General features: G+C 64.3%; 16 protein-coding genes. 8 read left to right on the plus strand and 8 right to left on the minus strand.

Annotated features, from left to right (window positions below; all coding sequences use genetic code 11):
* The 3 genes from ABLE92_RS25215 to ABLE92_RS25225 form a co-directional block, all read right to left on the minus strand.
* The coding region (locus tag ABLE92_RS25215) for a hypothetical protein (protein ID WP_348807558.1) at positions 1 to 281 on the minus strand (281 nt) is incomplete at its 3' end.
* Positions 278 to 3,475 (minus strand): DISARM system SNF2-like helicase DrmD, encoded by a 3,198-nt coding sequence (drmD, locus tag ABLE92_RS25220; protein WP_348807559.1) that lies wholly within the window; start codon positions 3,473 to 3,475, stop codon positions 278 to 280. The genes ABLE92_RS25215 and drmD, both read right to left, overlap by 4 nt.
* A 239-nt stretch (positions 3,476 to 3,714) precedes the next feature.
* Complete coding sequence (locus ABLE92_RS25225; RefSeq protein WP_348807560.1) at positions 3,715 to 4,563, minus strand: protein NO VEIN domain-containing protein; 849 nt, start codon at positions 4,561 to 4,563, stop codon at positions 3,715 to 3,717.
* 319 nt (positions 4,564 to 4,882) lie between these two features.
* On the opposite strand from ABLE92_RS25225, the gene ABLE92_RS25235 reads away from it, so the two are divergent.
* The 3 genes from ABLE92_RS25235 (at position 4,883) to ABLE92_RS25245 (ending at position 7,847) form a co-directional block, all read left to right on the plus strand.
* The gene (locus tag ABLE92_RS25235) at positions 4,883 to 5,071 is read left to right on the plus strand and encodes a hypothetical protein (RefSeq protein WP_348807561.1); all 189 of its coding nucleotides are present in this window, start codon (positions 4,883 to 4,885) and stop codon (positions 5,069 to 5,071) included.
* 165 nt (positions 5,072 to 5,236) lie between these two features.
* On the plus strand, positions 5,237 to 6,301 hold the full coding sequence (locus tag ABLE92_RS25240; RefSeq protein WP_348807562.1) for an HNH endonuclease: 1,065 nt from the start codon (positions 5,237 to 5,239) through the stop codon (positions 6,299 to 6,301).
* Positions 6,302 to 6,779: 478 nt separating this feature from the next.
* Positions 6,780 to 7,847 carry a DUF7159 family protein gene (locus ABLE92_RS25245; protein WP_348807563.1) on the plus strand — a complete coding sequence of 356 codons (1,068 nt, stop codon included), beginning with the start codon at positions 6,780 to 6,782 and terminating at the stop codon, positions 7,845 to 7,847.
* A gap of 53 nt (positions 7,848 to 7,900) precedes the next feature.
* Here ABLE92_RS25245 and ABLE92_RS25250 read toward each other — a convergent pair whose 3' ends face one another.
* From ABLE92_RS25250 to ABLE92_RS25260, 3 genes are all read right to left on the minus strand, one after another.
* Positions 7,901 to 8,191 carry a hypothetical protein gene (locus tag ABLE92_RS25250; RefSeq protein ID WP_348807564.1) on the minus strand — a complete coding sequence of 97 codons (291 nt, stop codon included), beginning with the start codon at positions 8,189 to 8,191 and terminating at the stop codon, positions 7,901 to 7,903.
* A gap of 227 nt (positions 8,192 to 8,418) precedes the next feature.
* On the minus strand, positions 8,419 to 9,558 hold the full coding sequence (locus ABLE92_RS25255) for a helix-turn-helix domain-containing protein (protein WP_348807580.1): 1,140 nt from the start codon (positions 9,556 to 9,558) through the stop codon (positions 8,419 to 8,421).
* A 147-nt stretch (positions 9,559 to 9,705) separates the two neighbouring features.
* Positions 9,706 to 10,281 carry a hypothetical protein gene (locus ABLE92_RS25260; RefSeq protein ID WP_348807565.1) on the minus strand — a complete coding sequence of 192 codons (576 nt, stop codon included), beginning with the start codon at positions 10,279 to 10,281 and terminating at the stop codon, positions 9,706 to 9,708.
* 332 nt (positions 10,282 to 10,613) lie between these two features.
* Here ABLE92_RS25260 and ABLE92_RS25265 point away from each other — a divergent pair, with 332 nt between their 5' ends.
* From ABLE92_RS25265 to ABLE92_RS25275, 3 genes are all read left to right on the plus strand, one after another.
* The gene (locus ABLE92_RS25265; RefSeq protein ID WP_348807566.1) at positions 10,614 to 11,378 is read left to right on the plus strand and encodes a metallophosphoesterase family protein; all 765 of its coding nucleotides are present in this window, start codon (positions 10,614 to 10,616) and stop codon (positions 11,376 to 11,378) included.
* A gap of 87 nt (positions 11,379 to 11,465) precedes the next feature.
* The gene (locus ABLE92_RS25270; RefSeq protein ID WP_348807567.1) at positions 11,466 to 11,921 is read left to right on the plus strand and encodes a CdiA C-terminal domain-containing protein; all 456 of its coding nucleotides are present in this window, start codon (positions 11,466 to 11,468) and stop codon (positions 11,919 to 11,921) included.
* Positions 11,914 to 12,213: a hypothetical protein gene (locus ABLE92_RS25275; RefSeq protein ID WP_348807568.1), complete on the plus strand. Its 300-nt coding sequence runs from the start codon at positions 11,914 to 11,916 to the stop codon at positions 12,211 to 12,213. The genes ABLE92_RS25270 and ABLE92_RS25275 overlap by 8 nt, the downstream gene beginning before the upstream one ends.
* 41 nt (positions 12,214 to 12,254) lie before the next feature.
* Here the strand turns inward: ABLE92_RS25275 and ABLE92_RS25280 are convergent, their stop codons facing one another.
* Together ABLE92_RS25280 and ABLE92_RS25285 are read right to left on the minus strand one after the other, a co-directional pair.
* The gene (locus tag ABLE92_RS25280) at positions 12,255 to 13,580 is read right to left on the minus strand and encodes a lipase family protein (RefSeq protein ID WP_348807569.1); all 1,326 of its coding nucleotides are present in this window, start codon (positions 13,578 to 13,580) and stop codon (positions 12,255 to 12,257) included.
* Between the two features lie 221 nt (positions 13,581 to 13,801).
* The gene (locus ABLE92_RS25285; protein WP_348807570.1) at positions 13,802 to 17,164 is read right to left on the minus strand and encodes a DEAD/DEAH box helicase; all 3,363 of its coding nucleotides are present in this window, start codon (positions 17,162 to 17,164) and stop codon (positions 13,802 to 13,804) included.
* Between the two features lie 110 nt (positions 17,165 to 17,274).
* Between ABLE92_RS25285 and ABLE92_RS25290 the strand changes: the two genes are divergently transcribed.
* A complete protein-coding gene (locus tag ABLE92_RS25290; protein WP_348807571.1) occupies positions 17,275 to 18,072 on the plus strand; it encodes a cyclase family protein in 798 nt (265 codons plus the stop codon).
* Positions 18,072 to 19,742, plus strand: coding sequence for a thiamine pyrophosphate-binding protein (locus ABLE92_RS25295; RefSeq protein ID WP_348807572.1), 1,671 nt, complete (start codon positions 18,072 to 18,074; stop codon positions 19,740 to 19,742). The genes ABLE92_RS25290 and ABLE92_RS25295 overlap by 1 nt, the downstream gene beginning before the upstream one ends.
* The last annotated feature ends 155 nt before the right edge of the window (positions 19,743 to 19,897 follow it).

The raw sequence follows: 19,897 nt of genomic DNA on the forward strand, positions 1-19,897 counted from the left end.
TCGAGGACTGTTTGGATCCACGTCCGATTGACCTTGTCATAGGTGGCCCTGGCTTGAGGCGTGTTGGGGTCTGCGTTGAATCGATCGAAAGCACGTTGCCACTGCGCGTACGCATTATTGAAAACATTGAGTCGATCGTCGGTGTCTCCCAATCGCTCCACACCGTCAGGCCAGATGTCTTTCAAGATTGGAAGTGCGAGAAAGGGACCGTCCGTGTCGACCTGCGCGAGCCAATCGGAATGGACATCGATCTTGTGTCGTGACTTGGCTTTTGTGGTCATCGCAGCGTCAGTCCGTTCTCGATGTCTTTGGGAGCGATAGCGAAGATGACTGCGGCCGGGAATTCCCACGCGTGCACGTCTTTGTAACGGGCGTCGACTGCAGCGAGTTCGCGTTCACGTTCATCCCCGAGATCGTCTATCCGCCTGCGAATCTCTCGGAGATCGCGTTCGCTCTGCCGTCGTTCGTCGTCGAAAAGTGCGAGCTGTGGGTCGCGGCTCAACTCTTCGGCGCTGTCGAGTGAGGTACGAAGCGTCGTGCTGAATCGATCGAAGATCTCAATGACTCGTCGGCGGTCCGCTTCCTTCCGATCGGCGAGTTGCTTTTCGACATCGCGTTGTCGCCTGTGCGCCCGATCAGCGATCGCAGATTCCACCCTGGTACGTAATCCTCTGTCGCCGAGTGAATTCCATGCATTGGCAAGTTGCTTTTCCAGTTCCGCAGGTACTGCAGGCAAGTCAGAGCGATCCAGCGCTGACTCCAGCAGAGACTCCGCGCGGTGCTGCCCGACCGCTTGCCGGCGAGCCAGTCGCGTGCCGGCAAGGAATACCTCTTCGTGGAGTCGCAGCCCTGCGCGCCCGACCAGAACGAGCCTCGTGACTGCGACTACGTATGACTCGTCGAGGTCCGGGACCACTGTTGCGGAGACGCGCTGGAGCGATCGATCCCCGCCCCACAGCGCTGCGCGCAGTCGCCGTGTGGAGCGCTGGAGAAGGGGTGAACCGAGATGCATGTACACAACGTCGGGATCACCTCCTTTCTCTCTGGGCAGACGGATCGTCGGGTCGAAAGCGACAGCCCGAGCGTGATCTGGGTCCAATCGCGTGTAGAGGCCGCGCGTCACCTGCTCCCAGGACGAGTCGAGATCGGGCAAGCGAAACACTGGTACGTCGGTGTCTTGCGATCCGACGGGTTCAAGCGGAGGAAGTTGATTCAACTCGAGTGCGGTCTCGACAACGCGCTGGAGATTCTCCGGCCTCAGGTGCAATCGATCTCGGCTGTCGGCCAGATCGTTCTCCAGCGTCGCTAGTTCCTCGTTGAGGACCTTTTCGCCGCGCATCATGCCGATGATTGGATCCTTCTCCGCTTTCGACTTCGGCTTCTCAGTGACCAGTGCACCGAATTGTCGCTGGATGTCCGGTGCGATGATCTCGTTGGCCGATCCTAAGTCACGCATGATCTGGTCAACTTTGGTCGCGACTCGCCCCAGCAGGTCCATGTCTTCACTCAGGGCCGAGCCACCACCTTCGACCGGCACGAAGTGTTGGATCTCGGGTGACTGCGTTTGCCCGTATCGATCGATTCGACCGATACGTTGCTCCAACCGGTTGGGGTTGAACGGGATATCGAAATTGACGAGTCGATGGCAGTAGTTCTGGAGATCGATGCCCTCGCCAGCTGCATCGGTGGCAAGCAGAATACGGACGGGAGTCTTTGTGGGGTCTTCGTTGAAGCGCGCTCGAATCAGCTCCCGGGCCTCGGCATCGGTAGCGCCGTCGATGACGTCCACCCGGCCGTCTTCGTATCCCTGCTGACGGAAGATCTCCTTGATCCACCGCAGCGTGTCCACATACTCGGTGAAAACCACTAACCGCTCATTGTTCCAGTCGCCGTGCGAACGAAGTACCCCCTCGATATCGCGGAGAAGCGCTTCGAGTCGCGAATCCACCTTCGCCTCGTAGCTGTGCCCCCATTCGCTCAGCCATTCCAGATCAGCGATGTCGTCGTCACTGAGCTCCGGCAGTGATCGCTTTGCTTCGCGGAGCGCCTCGAGCTCGGGCTGATCGACAAGCCCTTCCTCGAGTTCATCAGCATCAGCGCCGAAGATCTCGTCATAAGCGGCATCGAAGTTCACGTCCAGCCCGCTCATTCTCGTGTCCAGGTAGACATCGACAGTTTGCGCGAAGGCGACGGGCGACGAGAAGAACCGCTTCTTGAGCAGCAACGTCGCCAAGTCCTTCGCGGACCTGCTCGAACCGGATTTCGCGACGGCTCTGTCCCGTCGACGAGTGAACGCGAGCAATCGGTCGTACGCCTCCGACTCAGAGACGGTGGGCGTGTACGGCAGTCGCAGGACTTTACGGTCGACGAAGCCTTTTGCCTCCTTCAGGTCATGCTTCAGCCGCCGGATCGCCACTTCACGCAGGGCCACTGGATCGATGGAGGTGCCACGAACGAATCGTTGGGGGTCGATCATCTCCAGCAGCGCCGCGAAGGACTCCGTATAGCCGTTGTGGGGGGTGGCGGTAAGGAACAGCCGATGCTCCGACCGCCCGGCGAGCTCTCTTACTGCTCGCGTCCGCTGGGAGTCGATCGCGTATCCTCGCCGCTCACGGCCTATCTTATCGGTGCGTGTCGGACTGCTCGGCGCCACGTGGTGGGCCTCATCCACAACCAGGATGTCGTACACGTATCGAGATTGCTTACTCGCCAGAGCATCTCGGAGTTGCCGCTGCGCACGCGCACCAGGGAGCCACGACATCGACACGATGATGCGGGGGAATAGCGTAAAGGGATTGGCGTGGATTCCGTGTGACCTCCGGACCGCCTTCATCGTCTCGGAATTCACGACAGTGAAGTCGAGCCCGAACTTCTCGCGCATCTCATCCTGCCACTTGATGGCCAGGCCAGCCGGACACACGATGATCACGTTCCGAGCACGATGACGCAGAAGCATCTCTTGGATCACCAGTCCGGCCTCGATTGTCTTGCCCAACCCCACGTCATCGGCGAGGAGCAGGTTCACGCGCGGACTCGCGAGTGCGCGCTTCAGCGGGGTGAGCTGGTACGGCTCGACGTTGGCACCCGACCGAAAGGGGGCTTGAACGGTGCCGTCGTCGGCGCTGGTGATTGCACCCCAACGCAGTGCGTCGATGAACGCCGCCAGCCTGTTGGGATCGTCGAACTTCGTCGGATCGATGCGCTCAGGGAGGCCCTGGTGGCTGAGCGTGCTGCGGCCGGGTTCGATCTCCCAGACGACGCGAAGTTCGTGGCCGAGACGGTCTTCGTCAACGCACTGAAGCGCGACCTCGTGCTGCAACTGCGCTATCGCATCGTCAGCGGAGGAACGGCCGAAGCTTTGCTGGTGAACATCCGTGACGGCCCAGTTGGCTCCTCGGACCCGCACGAGCTGGCCGACCTCCGGTACCCCTGCTTGCAGCTCTGCTACCAATACGTTCGCCCTTGACTCGCCCACATCCGAACTCTAACGAGCGGCCCGGACGAAGTCACCCGTCGAAACCTCCGGGTCAACCCGCCGATCAGCAATGCTGCGACGACCGGGCGATGTTTCGACCACAAGCTGCCTTCGATCACGCTCGGCCACGAGCCAACCAGAATGCCAGAACAGACCATGGGGCTTCTCTGCCCGGTTCGCCTGGGGTCTCGTGTCGGGTGGAACGACCATCAGCCATGCTGAGGGATGATCTGACAACCTCACCCAACCCTCGCCAAGTATGTTGCGATATCGAGTCGGCAGTTCCTACCGATCTTCCCGGGCAATTCGAACAAACGAGGACTCTCTCGAAAGTCGAATACTCGATACAAATGATAGATATTTGGATCGCTTTCAGACCTGGCCAATTCATTGCGGGTCACGTAGAAGGGAGTGAATTTGTCAAATGCGGTCGTCTTGACCTCGATGAGTTTTTCTCTCCCGGACGTCTCGAAGGACAGGATATCGTATCCAAGTCCGTCGCCCTGTGATTCAGAGACATGCTCGACGCGTTCACTCAAGGACTTCGCTCCTGCCTCGTGAAGGCGCCGAGCCTCGAGTTCGGCCACATAAAGCTCTCCGGCTCTACCGAGAGATCGGTTTCTCGCTTCCTGTGCCAGGTAATCTCGTCGGACTGGACTGAAGTTATCGAGTATCGCACTGCGGCCTGCAGGGTCTTGACCCGGCGGTGGTGCCTCAACCCATATGTTCTTGTCGAAGACGATGTCGATGGGAATGGCTGGTCGCTGAACCGCAGCCTGAACAGCGTCGTGGACCGGCGCATTCGCATCCAGTTGCTGCTCGATCACATCGATGAGGAGTCTTTGGTAATTGACCAGGGGTTTGTAACCCACGACGAGGGGATAACCTAGCTCGGTCATCACTGCACTGATATTGCAGTGCTTGAATTCAACGGACGCCCGGGTCCGATCGTCAAGATGCTGAGCCAGCTCGACGGCGCGCTTCTTCTTGTTGAAGGTCTGTCCATTCAACTGCAGAGTCAACATCTGTAGATAGTCTGCCACGCAGAGTTCGACCTCGGATCGAGACCAGTCGCGGTCACGAGCCATGAGCACCTCCTGAATCATTAATACGTGCAACCATTTTCAGACTTGAACACTAACCCACCCCGCTGGTGGACGCCGGGGTGCTGCAGGAGTTCACCGGTTTCAACCGGAATCGAATGTGGCAGGCCAACGACGTGCTCGGCGCACTCGATGATTTCGCGGCGAGGGCAGCGCGTCGTGGACGGTGACCTGGCATCCGCCTACGAGCGCGAACTGAGCTGCCTATCGACTACGCTCGCACCGATTGGCTTGGATTCTCCCCCATCGTCGGCTATGCCGCGGCCCACTCAGGGCGGGCGGCACTCGAAGCCGGCGGCAGTTCATGTTCGATCTGGTCGGTGACCTCCTCGACCGCGGCGTCGCCGCCGGTGACCTCACATCCTCCGACACGGTTCCTTTCCGAGGATGGCCCGGCGCGACACACGACGTGATGCTGCGCATCCGTCCGGCCGTCGACTACCTCGACCATCTCCCCGACACCGGTGAGGTCTGCTGGTTCGCAATCCTCTGAGGAGGCAGGCGCGGCGGCAGGGTGCCCATGGCCGAGTTGTCCGCCTACCTACTGCATCGGATCATCGACCCGTGGACGCGGGTGTCTCCGAGGTTGCCGACTCCACCCGAGTCGAAGGATCGGCGTGCACGCTCGGAACCCCGCCGCACTCCCTACACTTTGCCCATGTCCTTCACTGATCCATTGACCCTCGGCCAACGCCTGGTCGCGGTCTTGGAGGAAGGTCAGCGCAGCACGACGTACAAGCTTGCTGTCATGGTGACGCTCCTCGATCTGGCCGTCGAGTTGGTCACGGATGATCCGGACGCGGCAATCACGGTTGACCTCAACCTCTTCGCACGTCGTCTGATGGACATGTACTGGCGACAGACTCGTCCCCTCGACGGCCACATTCTCCGCCAGTCCAACACCGGAAACAGTTTCATTCTCAGCGAGACGCTCAAGCTCCGCTCCGCAGTTGCATCACCGTCCCTCCGAGATGTTCCTTTCGACACCGCTGCCACCGATGCTCCGGACATCTATGGCCGCTCACATCTCGCCATCAAGAAGAAGCTTGTAGAACTCCCACTCAAGCTGCTTCAGAAGGTCGGCACCGGCCCGCACGAGTGTTTCCTCTACGACGACTCGTGGCTCGGCCATCCGTCGGATGCCGTCATCGAGGCCCACGGCAACTGCATCGAACTGTTCCCCGGTGTCTGCCACACCCTCGCACGCCTGGCACCGCTGGTGAAGCCGGCCTTCCAGCTGGCGTGGGTCGACGACGTGCGGCGGATGAACAAGCAACTCCTCGACGAGGGGCCCGACCTCGCGCACCACTTGTTCGGCGCCGACCGCGTCTCACTGCAACGCCCGGCCCGCATCCTCGGCGAGCACTTCGGCAACGACTGCTTCTACTGCCACAGCCACCTGCGGGCGCGCCGGCACGTCGACCACGTCCTGCCGTGGTCACGTGTCGGCATCGACGGACTCACGAATCTGGTCCTGGCCTGCCCGAGTTGCAACGGCAACAAGTCCGACCTGTTGCCGGACCCCGATCACGTCACCCGTGCGCTTGGGCGTGGCCGCGACGTCCTCGCCGAACTGGCGCAGGCGATCCACTGGCCCAGTCAGTACGACCGCGTGGCGTCGGCCGCGCATGGGCTGTATTCGACGCAGCCGCCGTCGACACCGGTCTGGTATGCGGCGAGACAAGTGGCGCCACTGGGCCGTATCGATATCGTCTGGGGCTGAGGTCGTCGAGGTGGCAGACGTGCCGGGCACGTGTCGGTTGCAATGCTGCACGCCGATCCCACCATTCGGCGATCGTGGCCGCGGAGCGTGACGCCATGGGCGACGCAACCTCCTACGTCTGCGGCGAGTGCGATTACCGTGCGGAGTTGGTGTCCGGCGATTTCGACTGCGGTTTCAACCGCGCGTGACCGTGACGCCTGTCCTCTGCACGCGTCACGGGCGTCCGTCTGGCCGGCCGTGCGATCAGTGGGACCGAATGACCTGTCCAGGCTGCGCACCGGTCGATGCGGGGAGGCTCTGTCCGGACCGCAAATTCTGTGGGATTGATGCCCCGGCCGCCGGCACGACCGACCGCTGCCCTACTGTTACCGATCCCACATCCAGCCATCAGCATTTCCCCATGTCAGGGGCTCACACTGAGATGTGGTAGACCCTCCCGGGCCGACCTACGCACAGAGGCATGACCGCGGAGGTTCCCATGAGTATCGTTCTCGGACTTCATCTTCAGACCGACCGGGTGCTGGCCGTCGTCAGCGATGACCCGTCGCCCGGGGGTAGCGCATTCCACGAATCCCACCAGATCTTCCCCGTCGCAGTCCGGTGGCCCGCCGAATCATCGCCGACACTGCCCGGGCGCGGCCGACAGGACGGAATCTACCGTCACTTCCTCGACCACCTCGGCGATCCGCGCCCACTGTCCACATCGTCGGGCGGACCGGCCCGTCTCGCCGACGATCTGGCCGGAGCACTCATCGCGCAGATCGTCGCGGCCGTCGAGGACTCCGTGCACTCCCACGCCTCCCGCGTTCTCATCGCACATCCGGCGTATTGGACTGTGGCACAGGTGTCATCGTTTCATCGAGCGCTCGTCCACGCCGGGCTCCACGGTCAACGCGCGCTTCTCGCACCGGATTTCGACGCGGCTCTCGAGTGGATCGATCACACCACCGGACTCGACGAGTCACATGGCGTCGCCGTGTGCGACCTCCGTGGGTCCTCAGCGGTGGTCGGGTACGCGCGCCGACCGCACTCCGGTCATCTCAGCACCGTCACCGCGCACAGTTTCCCCGGTATCGGCGTGGCCGACCTCGACGATCGGCTCGAGCGTCGTGTTCTGGCCAAGGCGTCTCGCTCCGGGTATCCGGTGCCGGCCCATCCGGCGCTGCGTGCCCAGGTTCGCGCGCGATGCGCTGAGGTTCGGATCTCGTTGCACAGCATGGCCACTCATCTCGACATCGAGACTCCGGGACGTCGCGGCCTCGAGCATCACGACGTGGTGATCACCCTCGACGATCTCTACGGTCTCGCCCGCCCACAGGTCGTCGAGGTCGTGGACGCGCTGCAGCGATGTGCGCCGGCGGGACGGACACCCGATCACGTCGTCTTGATCGGTGGCGCTCCCGACTTTCCACTGCTGGCCGCGGTTGTCAGTGAACGGTTCGACTGCGCAGTCGTCACGCCGAAGGAGCCGGAACTTGTATGTGCGAGAGGTGCGGCACTTCTCGCGGCGGCTGTGCCGACTTCGACGCCGCTGTCGTCGGCCTGAACTTCGTCGCGAACGGTGCCGCCGAACAGGCTGCTGTACCACGCGAACAAGGCTCACCGGAGCGCGAGTACGAGCCTCCACCTCTGGTAGTCGCCGACCGGCAGGCCCACTGGTTCGAGTCCGGCGCGAATGACCATGCGTTGACTCGGAAAGTTCTCAACATGGATGTTGCCCGTGACAACGAGACGTGCCCGGCCCATCTCGGAGGCACGTTTTCTCCCGGCATCAATGCAACGACTTAGTAGTTCATCAGCGACGGCACCACCGTGCCCGCGAATCGAAATATTCACGGCGGCAACGGCAATGAAGACCTCCAGACTGTCATCGATCGGCGTGAGCTTCATGTGGGCGCACGCCGAGATCGTAACGCCATTCTCGCCCACCAGAAGGACGTCGCCACTCTTGAGGACCTGAGATGCCGACCGTAGGTAGCTCTGTGCCTCCCACTCCCATCGCCTGGGGTGCGGCAGCTTTCGACCCCCTGGTGTGCGCGGTCGATCCGTTGTACACGTGAATTGTTGAAGGCACACAGCGTCGGACCTCGTGGCGATCTCGCGCCACGTCAAAGAATTCACGTATCAGGGCCCGGCGACAGTGTCGTTCCGGCCGACTGCCCCACCGCTTCACTCACCATTGCTGCGTATCGCAAGGCGTCCGCGTCGTCGTCAGGTTCGGGAAAGTCCAGATCATCGATCGGAACGTCGAGTGCCCACGCCAGGTGCACCGGTGACGCCGCCCCGATCATGGTCTGCTCGCGAAGCGCAGCCAGGAGCGACAGCGGAAAGTATCGCGCCGACGACGCCCGCTCACGCGCGGCGACCGGATCACCGTATGCGTCGCCACGCGGTACCGCGGTCGGATTATCACGCATCAGCCGAAGCGTGGATTTGTTGATAGCCTGCGCAATTGAAGCATCGAAAGCGATTCGCGACGTGTCGACCCGGTTTCTCAGCGATTCGGTCGAGACACCGAGTTGCCAGACGATTGACGCCACTTCGTGTTCATCGGCAGCCGCGGCGACGCGGTCCATTGCCACCGCAGGAATCAAGAGCTGCGATGCGTACGCGTTCGCCGCCCTCTCGTCGCTGTCGCTCCTGGGCCGCTGTGCCGTCCGTCGGTCGTGATGGCCAAGCGCCAGATGGCCCAGCTCATGTGCCAGTGACCAATTGCTTCGAAACCAACTCGACATGCTCGCCAGAACAATGATGCCCCGATCGCCGAGTCGCAACGAGTAATCGGTGCTGAGCCCGGGAATCCGAATGACGTCCACTTCCAACGAACGCTCGACATTCTCGACAAACGTGAACACGAAGTCCTCGCCGAGACGCTCCCGCATGATCGTCGGCGATCGCGGAAGCTGTTTCGACGCCGCGGCGCCACGCGGAAAGGCTGCGCGGTAGACATCGACAACCTTGTCCAGCGCGGCCTGGTCCTCGCCGCGACCGGCATTCGTGCGGGTGCGGGTCTGCGCATCCCACGCGTGCCGGGCCGCAATGTCCACCCGGAACGGGTCGGGCGTACCCGTGATCAGCCAATGTGTATCAGCGCCCAGGACTTCGGCGATCCGCGCGACCTCGATACTTGACAGCCCACGCTGCCCGTTGAGGGCGCGGGACAGTGCGTCGGGTGTCATACCCGCACGTTCTGCAAGCTGACGTTGACTCATCCCGGCCGGCATGTGCTCGCGAATCCTGTCGCCGATCGCGGTCATGTCGTTCACCCGTTCCACCGTACGCTGCCGTTGGGAAATTCCCAACGACGATTCGACCCGCACCCGCCTGAATCGGCTTCAGCCGGCCATCACCGCGATGTGTAGGTTCACCCGGTCACGGCTGGCAGCCCAGTCGACCAACACCCCTCACCCGTCGTGTCGCTCCACCACGGCTCCTGCCTCAATGCGGAATCCTGCTGCCAGCGAATGACATTCGGTGGAGTCCTCGGCGAGCGTCGTGCAGGACAGCCCGGAGACGGTGATCCGGTGTCCGACGGGCAACGGCTTCGGCGTCGTCGGGCCCCATTCCGGCTGTAGGTAGTTCTCCACCTTCTCACCCGCGAGGACGACACTGTTGGGCGGTCCGGTGAACACGTCGTTGGTCATATCCGGGGTTCCGGGCGGAAATGTGGCCGCGCACAACAGGGTCGGCGCGCCGTTCTCGCCCGGGTAGATCGCACATTCGCGTAGCGGGGACGTGCCGTAAGACCAGTGGTAGTACCCCGGCTGGCCTGACTGTTGATAGTCGGCCGGGTCCACGTCGACGACCGTTGCCGTCGAACTCGCCGCCAGGGAACTCACCGTGGCCGAACCCGCAACCGTGGAGGTCTGCGCGGCGTCGGCGTCACTACACGCCGCCCCGAGCGGTACTGCGCCCAGCAGCGCCACGCAGAGAATGATCCTCGACCACCGTCGACCCATCGCCCGTGAACTCATCGTCATCGCCCCGTCCTCTCAACCGATATGTCGTTGACCCTATGCCAGAGGTCCGACAAGGATGTCCGGCTGCATCAACCGCCCGCACCGTATTGCCCTCGGCCTCGTCGGAACTCCTCGGCAACGAGAACTGTCGTAGCTGCCGGGCATACTGACGTCCTCAGTGACACCGCACTTCAACGGTTGGAAGGATCCGCTTCGATGACGCAACGATTCTCTGGGGTCGCGGTTGCACGCGTCGCCGCTTCCGTAACCCCGACGCCTGCCGCTGGAGTGCGCTGCGAAACCCGTTCCACACAGCACGGTTTCGAGGTCACCACAACCACATACCGGCTGTGGTGACGCTCATCGCGTTCGGCGACTGGCATGGCAATGCCCTGTTCGCCGCCGACGCCCTCGACGCCGCGCCGGCCGACGATGATGCCCGGCTGATCCACGTCGGCGATTTCGGATTGTGGTCGGGATCCTCCGGGCAACGGTACCTACGTACCGTCGCCGAACGGCTCGGTGACCGCACCCTCTACGTCATCCCCGGGAACCACGAGTACTGGCCGGGACTTACGCTCGGCGACAAGACTTTCGGATTCTCCAGTGTCGACGCCGACGGCTTCCTGAGGTCTCGTCGACATCCGAGCATCCGGGTCGCGAAGCGCACGAATGTCTGGGAGTGGGATGGTGCGGTCTTCGCTAGCCTCGCCGGCGCCAACAGCATCGACCGGGACCAGCGTCGTGCAGGCGTCAGTTGGTGGCCGGAGGAATCACCCACTGCCGACGATGTGGAGTCCTCGATCGGGCAGGTGGAAGGTCGCGACGTCGACGTCTTCATCACCCATGACGCTCCTGATGACGCCATCACGGAGCTGAATCTGTACCCGGCCTCCCGTGCGCCGATGTGGTCACCGCGGGCGCTCGCGTACGCACAGGAATCTGCGGCCATCGTCGGGGTGGCACGCAGTGCGCTGCGGCCACGCCTGCAGATCTGCGGGCATCACCACGTTCGGCGGACATGCACCGTCGGTGTTACCCGCGTCGAGTTCCTCGCCGATGACATGGGTACGTTGCGGGACAACAGGATTGAGGTGGGGGCTGATGATCTGAGATGACGAGAAGATCGTGCGGTGACCAGCCCTTCAGGGGCATAGCTCACATCGATTGGAGGCAGCGCCATCCTATTTGATGAGCTCCCCCAGTTGACGATCGTCGACAAACCCGGTGGCCTCGATCGCCCTTTGAGAAAGACAGCGGCCCGGTATTACGAAGAGCAGCGCGTTGCCCCTGAAGTCGACGCCGATCGTCACTTCCAACGTAGCGAACGACGCACGGCGGAAAGGCTGCGCGTCCTTGGGTTTCGGGTGCTGTCGATCGACGACACCAGCGAACTTCCCGATGCCGACGCACTCGTGGACGGTCTGCCGGTGGAGATCAAGAGCACCTCCGTCGGAACAGAGAACGCGGTTTACAAGCAGATTCGCAGAGCAGCGCTGAAGACAGACCGCGTAGTGCTCGACGCCAGCGGCACCCCGCTCGACCTCACAACCGCGACCAGAGCGGTCGCCAACGTCGTGAGAGTCTCCGGCCGCAGCCTCCGCGAGATCCTGATATTCATGGGTAGTGGTGACGCGGTATCGTGGGGCCGTGATGAGTAGCGCCGAAACCTCGGTCTACGTCGACCGGGCGCCCGGTGTCGACGTCACTTCCGTGCGCGCCATCGTTGCCGATGTCATCAACCTCGGTGGCATCGTGCCACCCTCGTATCAGGCTTGGGATGTCGTACGTGACGAGGGACTCGCCGCACCCGGCTCGGATGTGTCGGTGGATCTCCTGCAGCTGTCCGAGCCGACATTGTCAAAACTCGCGACCGCGATTCGCGACTCAGTGCAGGCCGCTCTCGGCGTACGGGCGCGACTCGAATCCGAGGTTCCTGGACTGGCGGGTTGAGTTTCGGCGTCGGGTTACGGGGGCCTCGACACGGTCCTCCGCTATCGCTCCGGACCGGCTCGACCAGCGGACGATGCGGCGAGTGACGGTTCGGCTCCACCGGCGAGTGGTGCCCGTCGACGGGTGCGCATGAACCGTGGACGTGGCTGCCCCACAAGTGAAGTGACGGTGCGGTCACGTGCGGGACGGCCCTCGAGTCGATGCGACAACCATTTCACGGCGAGGGGACCCGAGAACGGGAGCAGGGTGAAGTGTTCGCTGAGTTGGTCGCGGATGTAGGTGACCGGTACGCCGTAGTCACGGTAGTTCGCGGTCAGCTCGTCGATGTCGTTGATGCCGATCACCTCGTCGTGGACGGCCTGGATGACGAGCAGCGGAATGGTGGGTTCGTGGGAGCCGAGTCCGAGGTCGGTCATCATCTCGACGATCTCGGGCTGGGCGAGGAAGTCGGCGATCGGGATGTCGATGTCGTCGCCGATGTCGTGGTTACGGAACTCGCGCAGCGCGTCGACGGTCCCCATCTCGGAGATCGCGGCGAGGTCGCGCCGACCCGTCTCGGTGAGGTGTGCCTCGAAGGCCGCGTCCAACGCCGGATACACCCGGCGCAGACCGGCCATCACCATCAGCGGCAGGCCGGCGTGGAAACCACCGTTGAGACGCAACAATGCCGACGCCATGTCGCCGACCGGAGATCCGAGGACCGCGCCGATCAGGTTGAGCTCCGGCGCATAAGTCGGGGCCATCTCCGCCGCCCACGCGGTGGCCATGCCGCCACCGGAGTAGCCCCACAAACCGACGGGTGTGTTCGGCTCGAGTCGCTTGCCGGCGAAGTTGATGGTCGCGCGGATGCCGTCGAGGGTGCGGTATCCGGGTTCGCGCGGTGCGCCCCACGCGCCGAGCATGCCCTCATGGTCGGGGATCGTGACGGCCCAGCCCTTGGCGAGCGCACGACGCACCACGAGGAACTCGAACGGCGCGATCGCGTGCGTGGCGCCCGTACCCTTGCGCAGTGCGTAGGACGGGAAGCATGCCGACGTGACGGCGTCGATGGCGCACTGGAACGACAGCAACATGAACCGGCCGTGCGGAGCAGGCTTCCGGGGCAGCACGATCGTGGTGGCGGCCACTCCGGCGACCCCGTTGAGGTCGGTGGAGCGGTACAGCAACTGCCACGCCTGACTCTGGTGGTGCGACGCCCAGAAGTCCTTGAGCTCGACCTGACGGGAGCGGATGACCTCACCGGGCGTCAGCGACGCCACGTCGTCGGGGGCGTCGAAGAACGAATCGTCGGTGGGCAGCAGGGCACGCGGTTGCACCGGCTCCTCGTGGGTTTCCGGTTGGCCGGCACGTCGCACATCGACACTCATCGCACACCTCGATCCTTTCGCGGGACTCCTGTGCGCAAGGCTGCAGGCGCCGACGACGGAGTCACGCCACACTCATGTCAACGGTCGGCGCGGCGTCATGATTCCGATACGGGTGTGCAGGTCCGGTGACATCCCTCGCGTACCGGCCACGCTGTGAGGTTCGGTGAACATACCCGAGTAGTGGCCCCGACTACATCGCCCCGGGCAACATCTCGTACGCGCTACCCGCCGATCAACTCCCTGATGTCGTCGGCGCTGATCGCCGACCCGAAGAGGTCACCCTCATCGATGACCGCGTTGAACAGTTCGCGTTTACGCTCCTGAAGTGCAACGACTTTCTCCTCGATGGTGCCTGCCGACACCAGCCGGTACACATTGACCGGACGGGTCTGGCCGATCCGATGCGCGCGATCGACGGCCTGCGCCTCACTGGCCGGATTCCACCAGGGATCGCAGACGAAGCAGTAATCGGCCTCGGTGAGGTTGAGACCGAACCCACCGGCCTTCAGACTGATCAGGAACACCTGGGTCTTCCCACTGGCGAAGCGCTTGATCTCGGCGCCGCGTTGCTTCGCCGACATCGAACCGTCCAGATAGCTGACATCGATACCCAGCCCGACGAGCCGGTCCTCGATGAGCCGCAGGAACCCGGTGAACTGGCTGAACACCAACGTCGAGTGGCCCTCTGCGATGAGTTCGGGGATCTGCTCGGCGAGATAATCGATCTTGGCCGAGGCGACCTCGGCGTGCTTGTCCTCCACCAGCCCGGCATGCAGGCTCAGCTGCCGAAGCATCGTCAGTGACCGGAAGATGGCGAACCGGTTCTCGTCGAAGTCACCGAGCAGCCCCAGGACCTTCTGCCGTTCCCGGGTGAGCCGGGTCTGATAGATCTTGTCGTGCTTGGTGTTCAGGTCGATCGACAGGACCTGTTCCTGCTTGGCCGGCAGATCGGCGGCCACCTGCTCCTTGGTGCGCCGCAACATCACCGGGTGAATCCGCCTGCGCAGCAACGCCAACCGTTCGGGTTCCTGACCGGATTCGATGGGTTTGCGGAAGAACTCGGTGAAGGTCTTCGGTGAGGAGAACAGCCCGGGCACCGTCAGCGTCAGCAGCGCCCACAACTCCATCAGGTTGTTCTCCATCGGCGTTCCCGTGATGGCGACCTTGAAATCGGCGCGCAGCCGCCGCGCACACTGATATCCCTTGCTGTTGTGATTCTTGACGAACTGCGCCTCGTCAAAAAGTATTCCGGTCCAGTCGATCTCGTCGAACTCGTCGAACCCGATACGCATCAGCGCGTACGAGGTGACGACGACCTGCTTGCCGGCCACCCGCTCGGCGAGTGGCACACCGACACGCGCACTGGTCGCGGTCACCGCGAGGACGTCCAGATCGGGGACGAAGCGCTCGGCCTCGGCCACCCAGTTGCTGATGACGCTGGTCGGCGCCACCACCAGGAAGCGGCCGTCCGGCTCCTCGTTCAGTGCTGCCGCGACCATCGCGAGTGTCTGGACGGTCTTGCCCAACCCCATGTCGTCGGCGAGGATTCCACCGATCCTGTTCTCCCACAAAAAGTTCAGCCAGGTGAGACCCGCGGTCTGGTAGTCACGCAGCTCGGCCCGGAAGCCGTCCGGCGTCGGGCACGGTTCGGGCGGCGTCGCGGCGGCAAGGCGCTCCATCCGGGATCGCCACACCGCCAGCTCCTTGTCGACGACGCCGAGCGCGAGCAGTTCCTCCCACAGCGTGGCGTTGACGGAACGTTGCCGAACCTGACCGTTCTCCAACTCGCCCAACGCTTTTGCCTCGGCAACGAGTGCGGCGAGGCGACTCAGCTCCGGGGTGTCGAGGGCAAAGTAGGTCCCGTCGGCGAGCAGCATGTGCGTGGCCTCCGCGGAGAGTTCGGCCAGCACATCCGGCAGTGGTACCGACTGTCCGTCGACGTCGATGGTGATGGCCAGGCCGAACCAGTCGGAGTCGCCGAAACCATCTGCGCCGATGGAGATCTGGGGCGCCGACCGCGCTTCCCGATAGTCGAGGACCTCACCATGGATGGCCACCTCGACGCCGAGCTCCTCCAGCTGCGGGATCACCTCGACGTGCAGCATCGCCGTCTCCATCGGGGTGAACACCAGCGATCGGGTCAGTTGCCGGATGTCGGCCGCGCGGATGAGATCATCGGGGTCCTGCTGAACGAGTTCGATCAGTCCCGGGCCGCCGACCACGTGCGCGGCATAGGCGATCATCTGTCGGCGCCACGTCACACACAGACGCGCCGCCTGCTCCAAATGCGGCCGAATCGCTTGCCACGCAGCATTTTCCGCCCGGCGATCGCGAATCCCCGACCGGTGCTCGCCTTCAAAGGTGCGTCGCTGCCCGTTGACCTGATAAACGACCTCCCACGTCGCGCGGGTGCCGGCATCCGTCGGCCGCAGGGTGAGCAGCAACTCCGGTCCGGTGGTCTCGGCGACCTCGAGGGCGTCGTCGGCCACCTGCACCGGCATCACGTCGACGAGCCGGGGCAGGAACTCGCTGGTGAACTCCTCGGCCTCGTCGTCGGGGATGCGCACCACGCCACGGGAGAACAACTCCTGCAGCGCGTCGATCGACGGGGGTGGCGTGAACGGCCCCAGCAGGAGCGTGTCCTCGGAGCGCGCGACGATGCCGTGGGGTTCCGGGTCGCCGATCATCTCGGCCGGCGATCCGTCCCAGGTGTATCCGTCGAGGGCGATGCTCGGGGCGACGGCGAGTCCCTCGTCGTCGCGGATGACCCGTAGCTGCGCCGAGGAACCGCTCAGCAACGCAATGGTGCTGGTGTGGGTGGTCTTGGCGTGGGCGACCAGGGTGACGCCGGCGTCGACGGCCGCGTCCAGCAGATCCCAGATCTCTGCCGGCGCCAACGCCAGATCCAGGGTTTGGTCCATGCCGTAGGGGTGATTCGCGCGGAAGGCCCGTCCGATGGCTCGCACCGGTCCGAGCTGTTCGGGCACGAAGTATCCGGGTGCATGGTCGCGTGTCGACCGATTCCACGCCGACCGGTGACCGGGTTCGATCGTCTGCCAGCTCACCCCGGTCCGTACCCACGCTCCGGTCTTGCCGGGTGTGACCAGCCGGAGCGTCGGCGCCTCGATGGTGTTCGCCGTGGCTCCCGGCATCTCGACGAGGATTCCCAGCAGCGCGTTACCGGCGACCTCGGACACGTCCGGGGTGTCGGGGGCCAGGTCACCGAGCAGGCGACGCCACGCACTCGCCGATGCGGTGTCGACGATCGACAACCCGGGTTGCGGGTAGCTGGCGGCGAGCAACAACGCGACACCGTGTTTGCAGTTGTAGCCGACGGGGCAGCTGCACCGCGTCTCGATCAGCTCCCGATCGCCCCCACCGACGTCATCGAGATCGGCCTCGACCCGATAGCTCTGTCCTCGGGCACCGCGGCACCGCCCACCCACAACGAGACCGTCGGCGCTCCACTTCAGGTCGCTGATCCGGCGTTCATTCGCATACTCCACGCCCCGCGACACGGTCGCGTGGTCGAAGTCGTACTCGAGCTCATTGGGATCGATGTCCAATGGCAGAAACGGCGCCATGCGATCACGATAATCGGCACCCCGCGGCACCGATCCGCAGGTTCGGTGCGTGTCGCCGGGCATGATGAGTCCCAGCCGTACCGCAAATATCACCAGCACAGGGAGCCACGATGACCACATCCGACACCGCCTCGATCCTGTCCGACTTCGTCGACGCGCTCGCCGGCGGGCGACTGCAGGTCGTCGATCTCACCACCCCGCTGAGCAGCGACACGCCCGCCCTGCGGCTGCCGGAACCCTTCGTCAACCTGATCGACTTCAGCCTCGAAGAAGTCAGCGCCTACAACGAGCCCGGCCCCTTCTGGCGGCACAACAACATCCACACCGGCGAGCACATCGGCACCCATCTCGACGCCCCAGTGCACTGGATCACCGGCCGCGACGGCGACGACGTGTCGCAGATCCCGCCGCGGCGGCTGATCGGGCCGGCCGCGGTGCTCGACCTCACCGACAAGGTCGCCGACGACCCCGACTACCTGCTCACCGTTGCCGATGTGGAGGCGTGGGAGGCCGAGCACGGTCGCCTCGCCGCCAGTGCCTGGCTGCTGCTGCGCACCGGGTGGGAATCACGCGGGCACTCCGAGGCGGCGTTCCTCAACGCCGACGACACCGGCTCACACACCCCGGGCGTCACCGTCGAGTGTGCGCAGTGGCTGGCCACCGAACGGGAGATCACCGGCCTGGGTGTGGAGACCGTCGGCGTCGACGCGGGCCTTGCCGGCGGTTTCGATCCGGCATTCCCGGTGCACAACTACTTCCTCGGTAACGACAAGTACGGCGTCACCTCACTCCGCAACCTCGGGCAGTTGCCGGCCACCGGAGCCGTGCTGATCGTCAGCCCATTGCCCATCGTCGGCGGCACCGGCAGCCCGTCGCGGGTGCTTGCGGTGATCGACGGCGCGAACTGATGGATTCCGGGGTCACCTACGGCCCGACGGTCGCCGACGTGGTCGGCCGGGTTCTCGCCGATCTCGGTGTGGGGCATGCCTTCGGGGTGGTCGGCAGCGGCAACTTCGTCATGACGAATGCGCTGCGCGCCGGCGGGGTGCCCTACACCGCCGCGCGCCACGAAGGTGGCGCCGCGACCATGGCCGACGCCTACTCGCGGATGTCGGGGCGCGTCGGCGTCGTCACCCTGCATCAGGGTTGCGGCCTGACCAACGCGATGACCGGGATCACCGAGGCCGCCAAGAGCCGCACCCCGATGATCGTCCTGGCCGCCGACAGCCCGGCCGCCGCACTGCGATCCAACTTCCGCATCGACCAGGAACACCTGGTCCGCAGCGTCGGCGCGGTCGCCGACCGCGTGTACTCGTCGGCCACCGCGGTCGCCGACGTGATCCGCGCGTACCGGACCGCGGTCACGAGACGACGCACCGTGGTACTCAACGTCGCCATCGATGTGGCGGCGTCCGAGGGTACTGCGGTGGGCCCGATCCGGGTCGATGTCACGCCACCGCGGGTCCGTCCCGACGCGGAATCGGTGACGAGACTGGTTGCGGCGCTGCGTGATGCGCGGCGGCCGGTCTTCGTGGCCGGCCGCGGGGGCCGGGGTGCGGGTCCGCGGATCGCCGAACTGGCAGCGGCGACAGGCGCTTTGGTCGCGACATCGGCGGTCACGAATGGCCTGTTCGCCGGCGATCCCTTCTCCCTCGGCATCTCCGGCGGCTTCTCCACCGACACCAGCGCCGACCTCATCGCCGGGGCGGACCTGATCGTCGGCTGGGGGTGCGCGCTGAACATGTGGACGATGCGCCACGGTCGGCTGATCGGCGCCGACACCACCGTCATTCAGGTCGACGACGACGTCGACGCGATCGGCGCGCATCGTCCGGTGGACGTCGGGGTGGTCGGCGATTGCGCACTGACCGCTGTCGATGCTCTTGCGGTGGTGACCGGCGACCCGGCACCGGTCGGCTACCGCACCGACGAGGTGAAGGCACGGATCGTGGAATCGTCACGGTGGCAAGATGTTCCGATAGCGGACTCGTCCACGAACGAGCGTATCGATCCTCGCCTGCTCTCCGTCGAACTCGATCGGCTGTTGCCCCTCGAGCGGATCGTGTCCATCGACTCCGGGAACTTCATGGGTTACCCGTCGACGCACCTGTCGGTGCCCGACGAGTTCGGCTTCTGCTTCACGCAGGCGTACCAGTCGATCGGGCTCGGGTTGTACACGGCGATCGGTGCGGCCGCCGCACAGCCGGACCGGTTACCGGTGCTGGGGACCGGTGACGGCGGATTCCTGATGGCCATCAGCGAACTGGACACCGCTGTACGGGAACGGCTTCCGCTGGTGGTGATCGTGTACAACGACTCCGCCTATGGCGCCGAGGTGCATCATTTCGGGAACGCGGACATGTCCACGGTCACCTTCCCGGAGACCGACATCGCCGCCATTGCACGGGGTTTCGGTGCCACGGGTGTGACGGTGCGCGAGGTGGGCGACCTGGCCGTGGTGCGGGATTGGCTGGAGTCGTACGAGGCCGGCGGCACGACGGGGCCGCTGGTCATCGACGCGAAGATCACCAGCGACGGCGGTTCCTGGTGGTTGGCGGAGGCATTCGCCGGGCACTGAGGAGTCCACCGGACTACAGGTGCCTCCCCCGATTGGGGGAGGCACCTATCCACCGGCCGATCCACCGGTCGGTGGGGTTTGCGTGGTGGCGTTGCACGGCAAAGTCATTGGTGTCAGAAACACAGCCCAGCCCCACCGGGACCGGACGTCACAGA

This window comes from Gordonia oleivorans, assembly GCF_040044975.1.
GTDB classification, from domain to species: domain Bacteria; phylum Actinomycetota; class Actinomycetes; order Mycobacteriales; family Mycobacteriaceae; genus Gordonia; species Gordonia oleivorans.

What these genes read in the sequence shown, in the direction of transcription:
- ABLE92_RS25235 (WP_348807561.1), top strand. Translation starts at nt 4,883, where the DNA reads ATGTTCGATCTGGTCGGTGACCTCCTCGACCGCGGCGTCGCCGCCGGT.
- ABLE92_RS25295 (WP_348807572.1), top strand. Translation starts at nt 18,072, where the DNA reads ATGGATTCCGGGGTCACCTACGGCCCGACGGTCGCCGACGTGGTCGGC.
- ABLE92_RS25290 (WP_348807571.1), top strand. Translation starts at nt 17,275, where the DNA reads ATGACCACATCCGACACCGCCTCGATCCTGTCCGACTTCGTCGACGCG.
- ABLE92_RS25250 (WP_348807564.1), bottom strand. Translation starts at nt 8,191, where the DNA reads ATGAAGCTCACGCCGATCGATGACAGTCTGGAGGTCTTCATTGCCGTT.
- ABLE92_RS25280 (WP_348807569.1), bottom strand. Translation starts at nt 13,580, where the DNA reads ATGAGTGTCGATGTGCGACGTGCCGGCCAACCGGAAACCCACGAGGAG.
- ABLE92_RS25240 (WP_348807562.1), top strand. Translation starts at nt 5,237, where the DNA reads ATGTCCTTCACTGATCCATTGACCCTCGGCCAACGCCTGGTCGCGGTC.
- ABLE92_RS25285 (WP_348807570.1), bottom strand. Translation starts at nt 17,164, where the DNA reads ATGGCGCCGTTTCTGCCATTGGACATCGATCCCAATGAGCTCGAGTAC.
- ABLE92_RS25255 (WP_348807580.1), bottom strand. Translation starts at nt 9,558, where the DNA reads ATGACCGCGATCGGCGACAGGATTCGCGAGCACATGCCGGCCGGGATG.
- ABLE92_RS25260 (WP_348807565.1), bottom strand. Translation starts at nt 10,281, where the DNA reads ATGACGATGAGTTCACGGGCGATGGGTCGACGGTGGTCGAGGATCATT.
- ABLE92_RS25275 (WP_348807568.1), top strand. Translation starts at nt 11,914, where the DNA reads ATGAGTAGCGCCGAAACCTCGGTCTACGTCGACCGGGCGCCCGGTGTC.
- ABLE92_RS25225 (WP_348807560.1), bottom strand. Translation starts at nt 4,563, where the DNA reads ATGGCTCGTGACCGCGACTGGTCTCGATCCGAGGTCGAACTCTGCGTG.
- ABLE92_RS25245 (WP_348807563.1), top strand. Translation starts at nt 6,780, where the DNA reads ATGAGTATCGTTCTCGGACTTCATCTTCAGACCGACCGGGTGCTGGCC.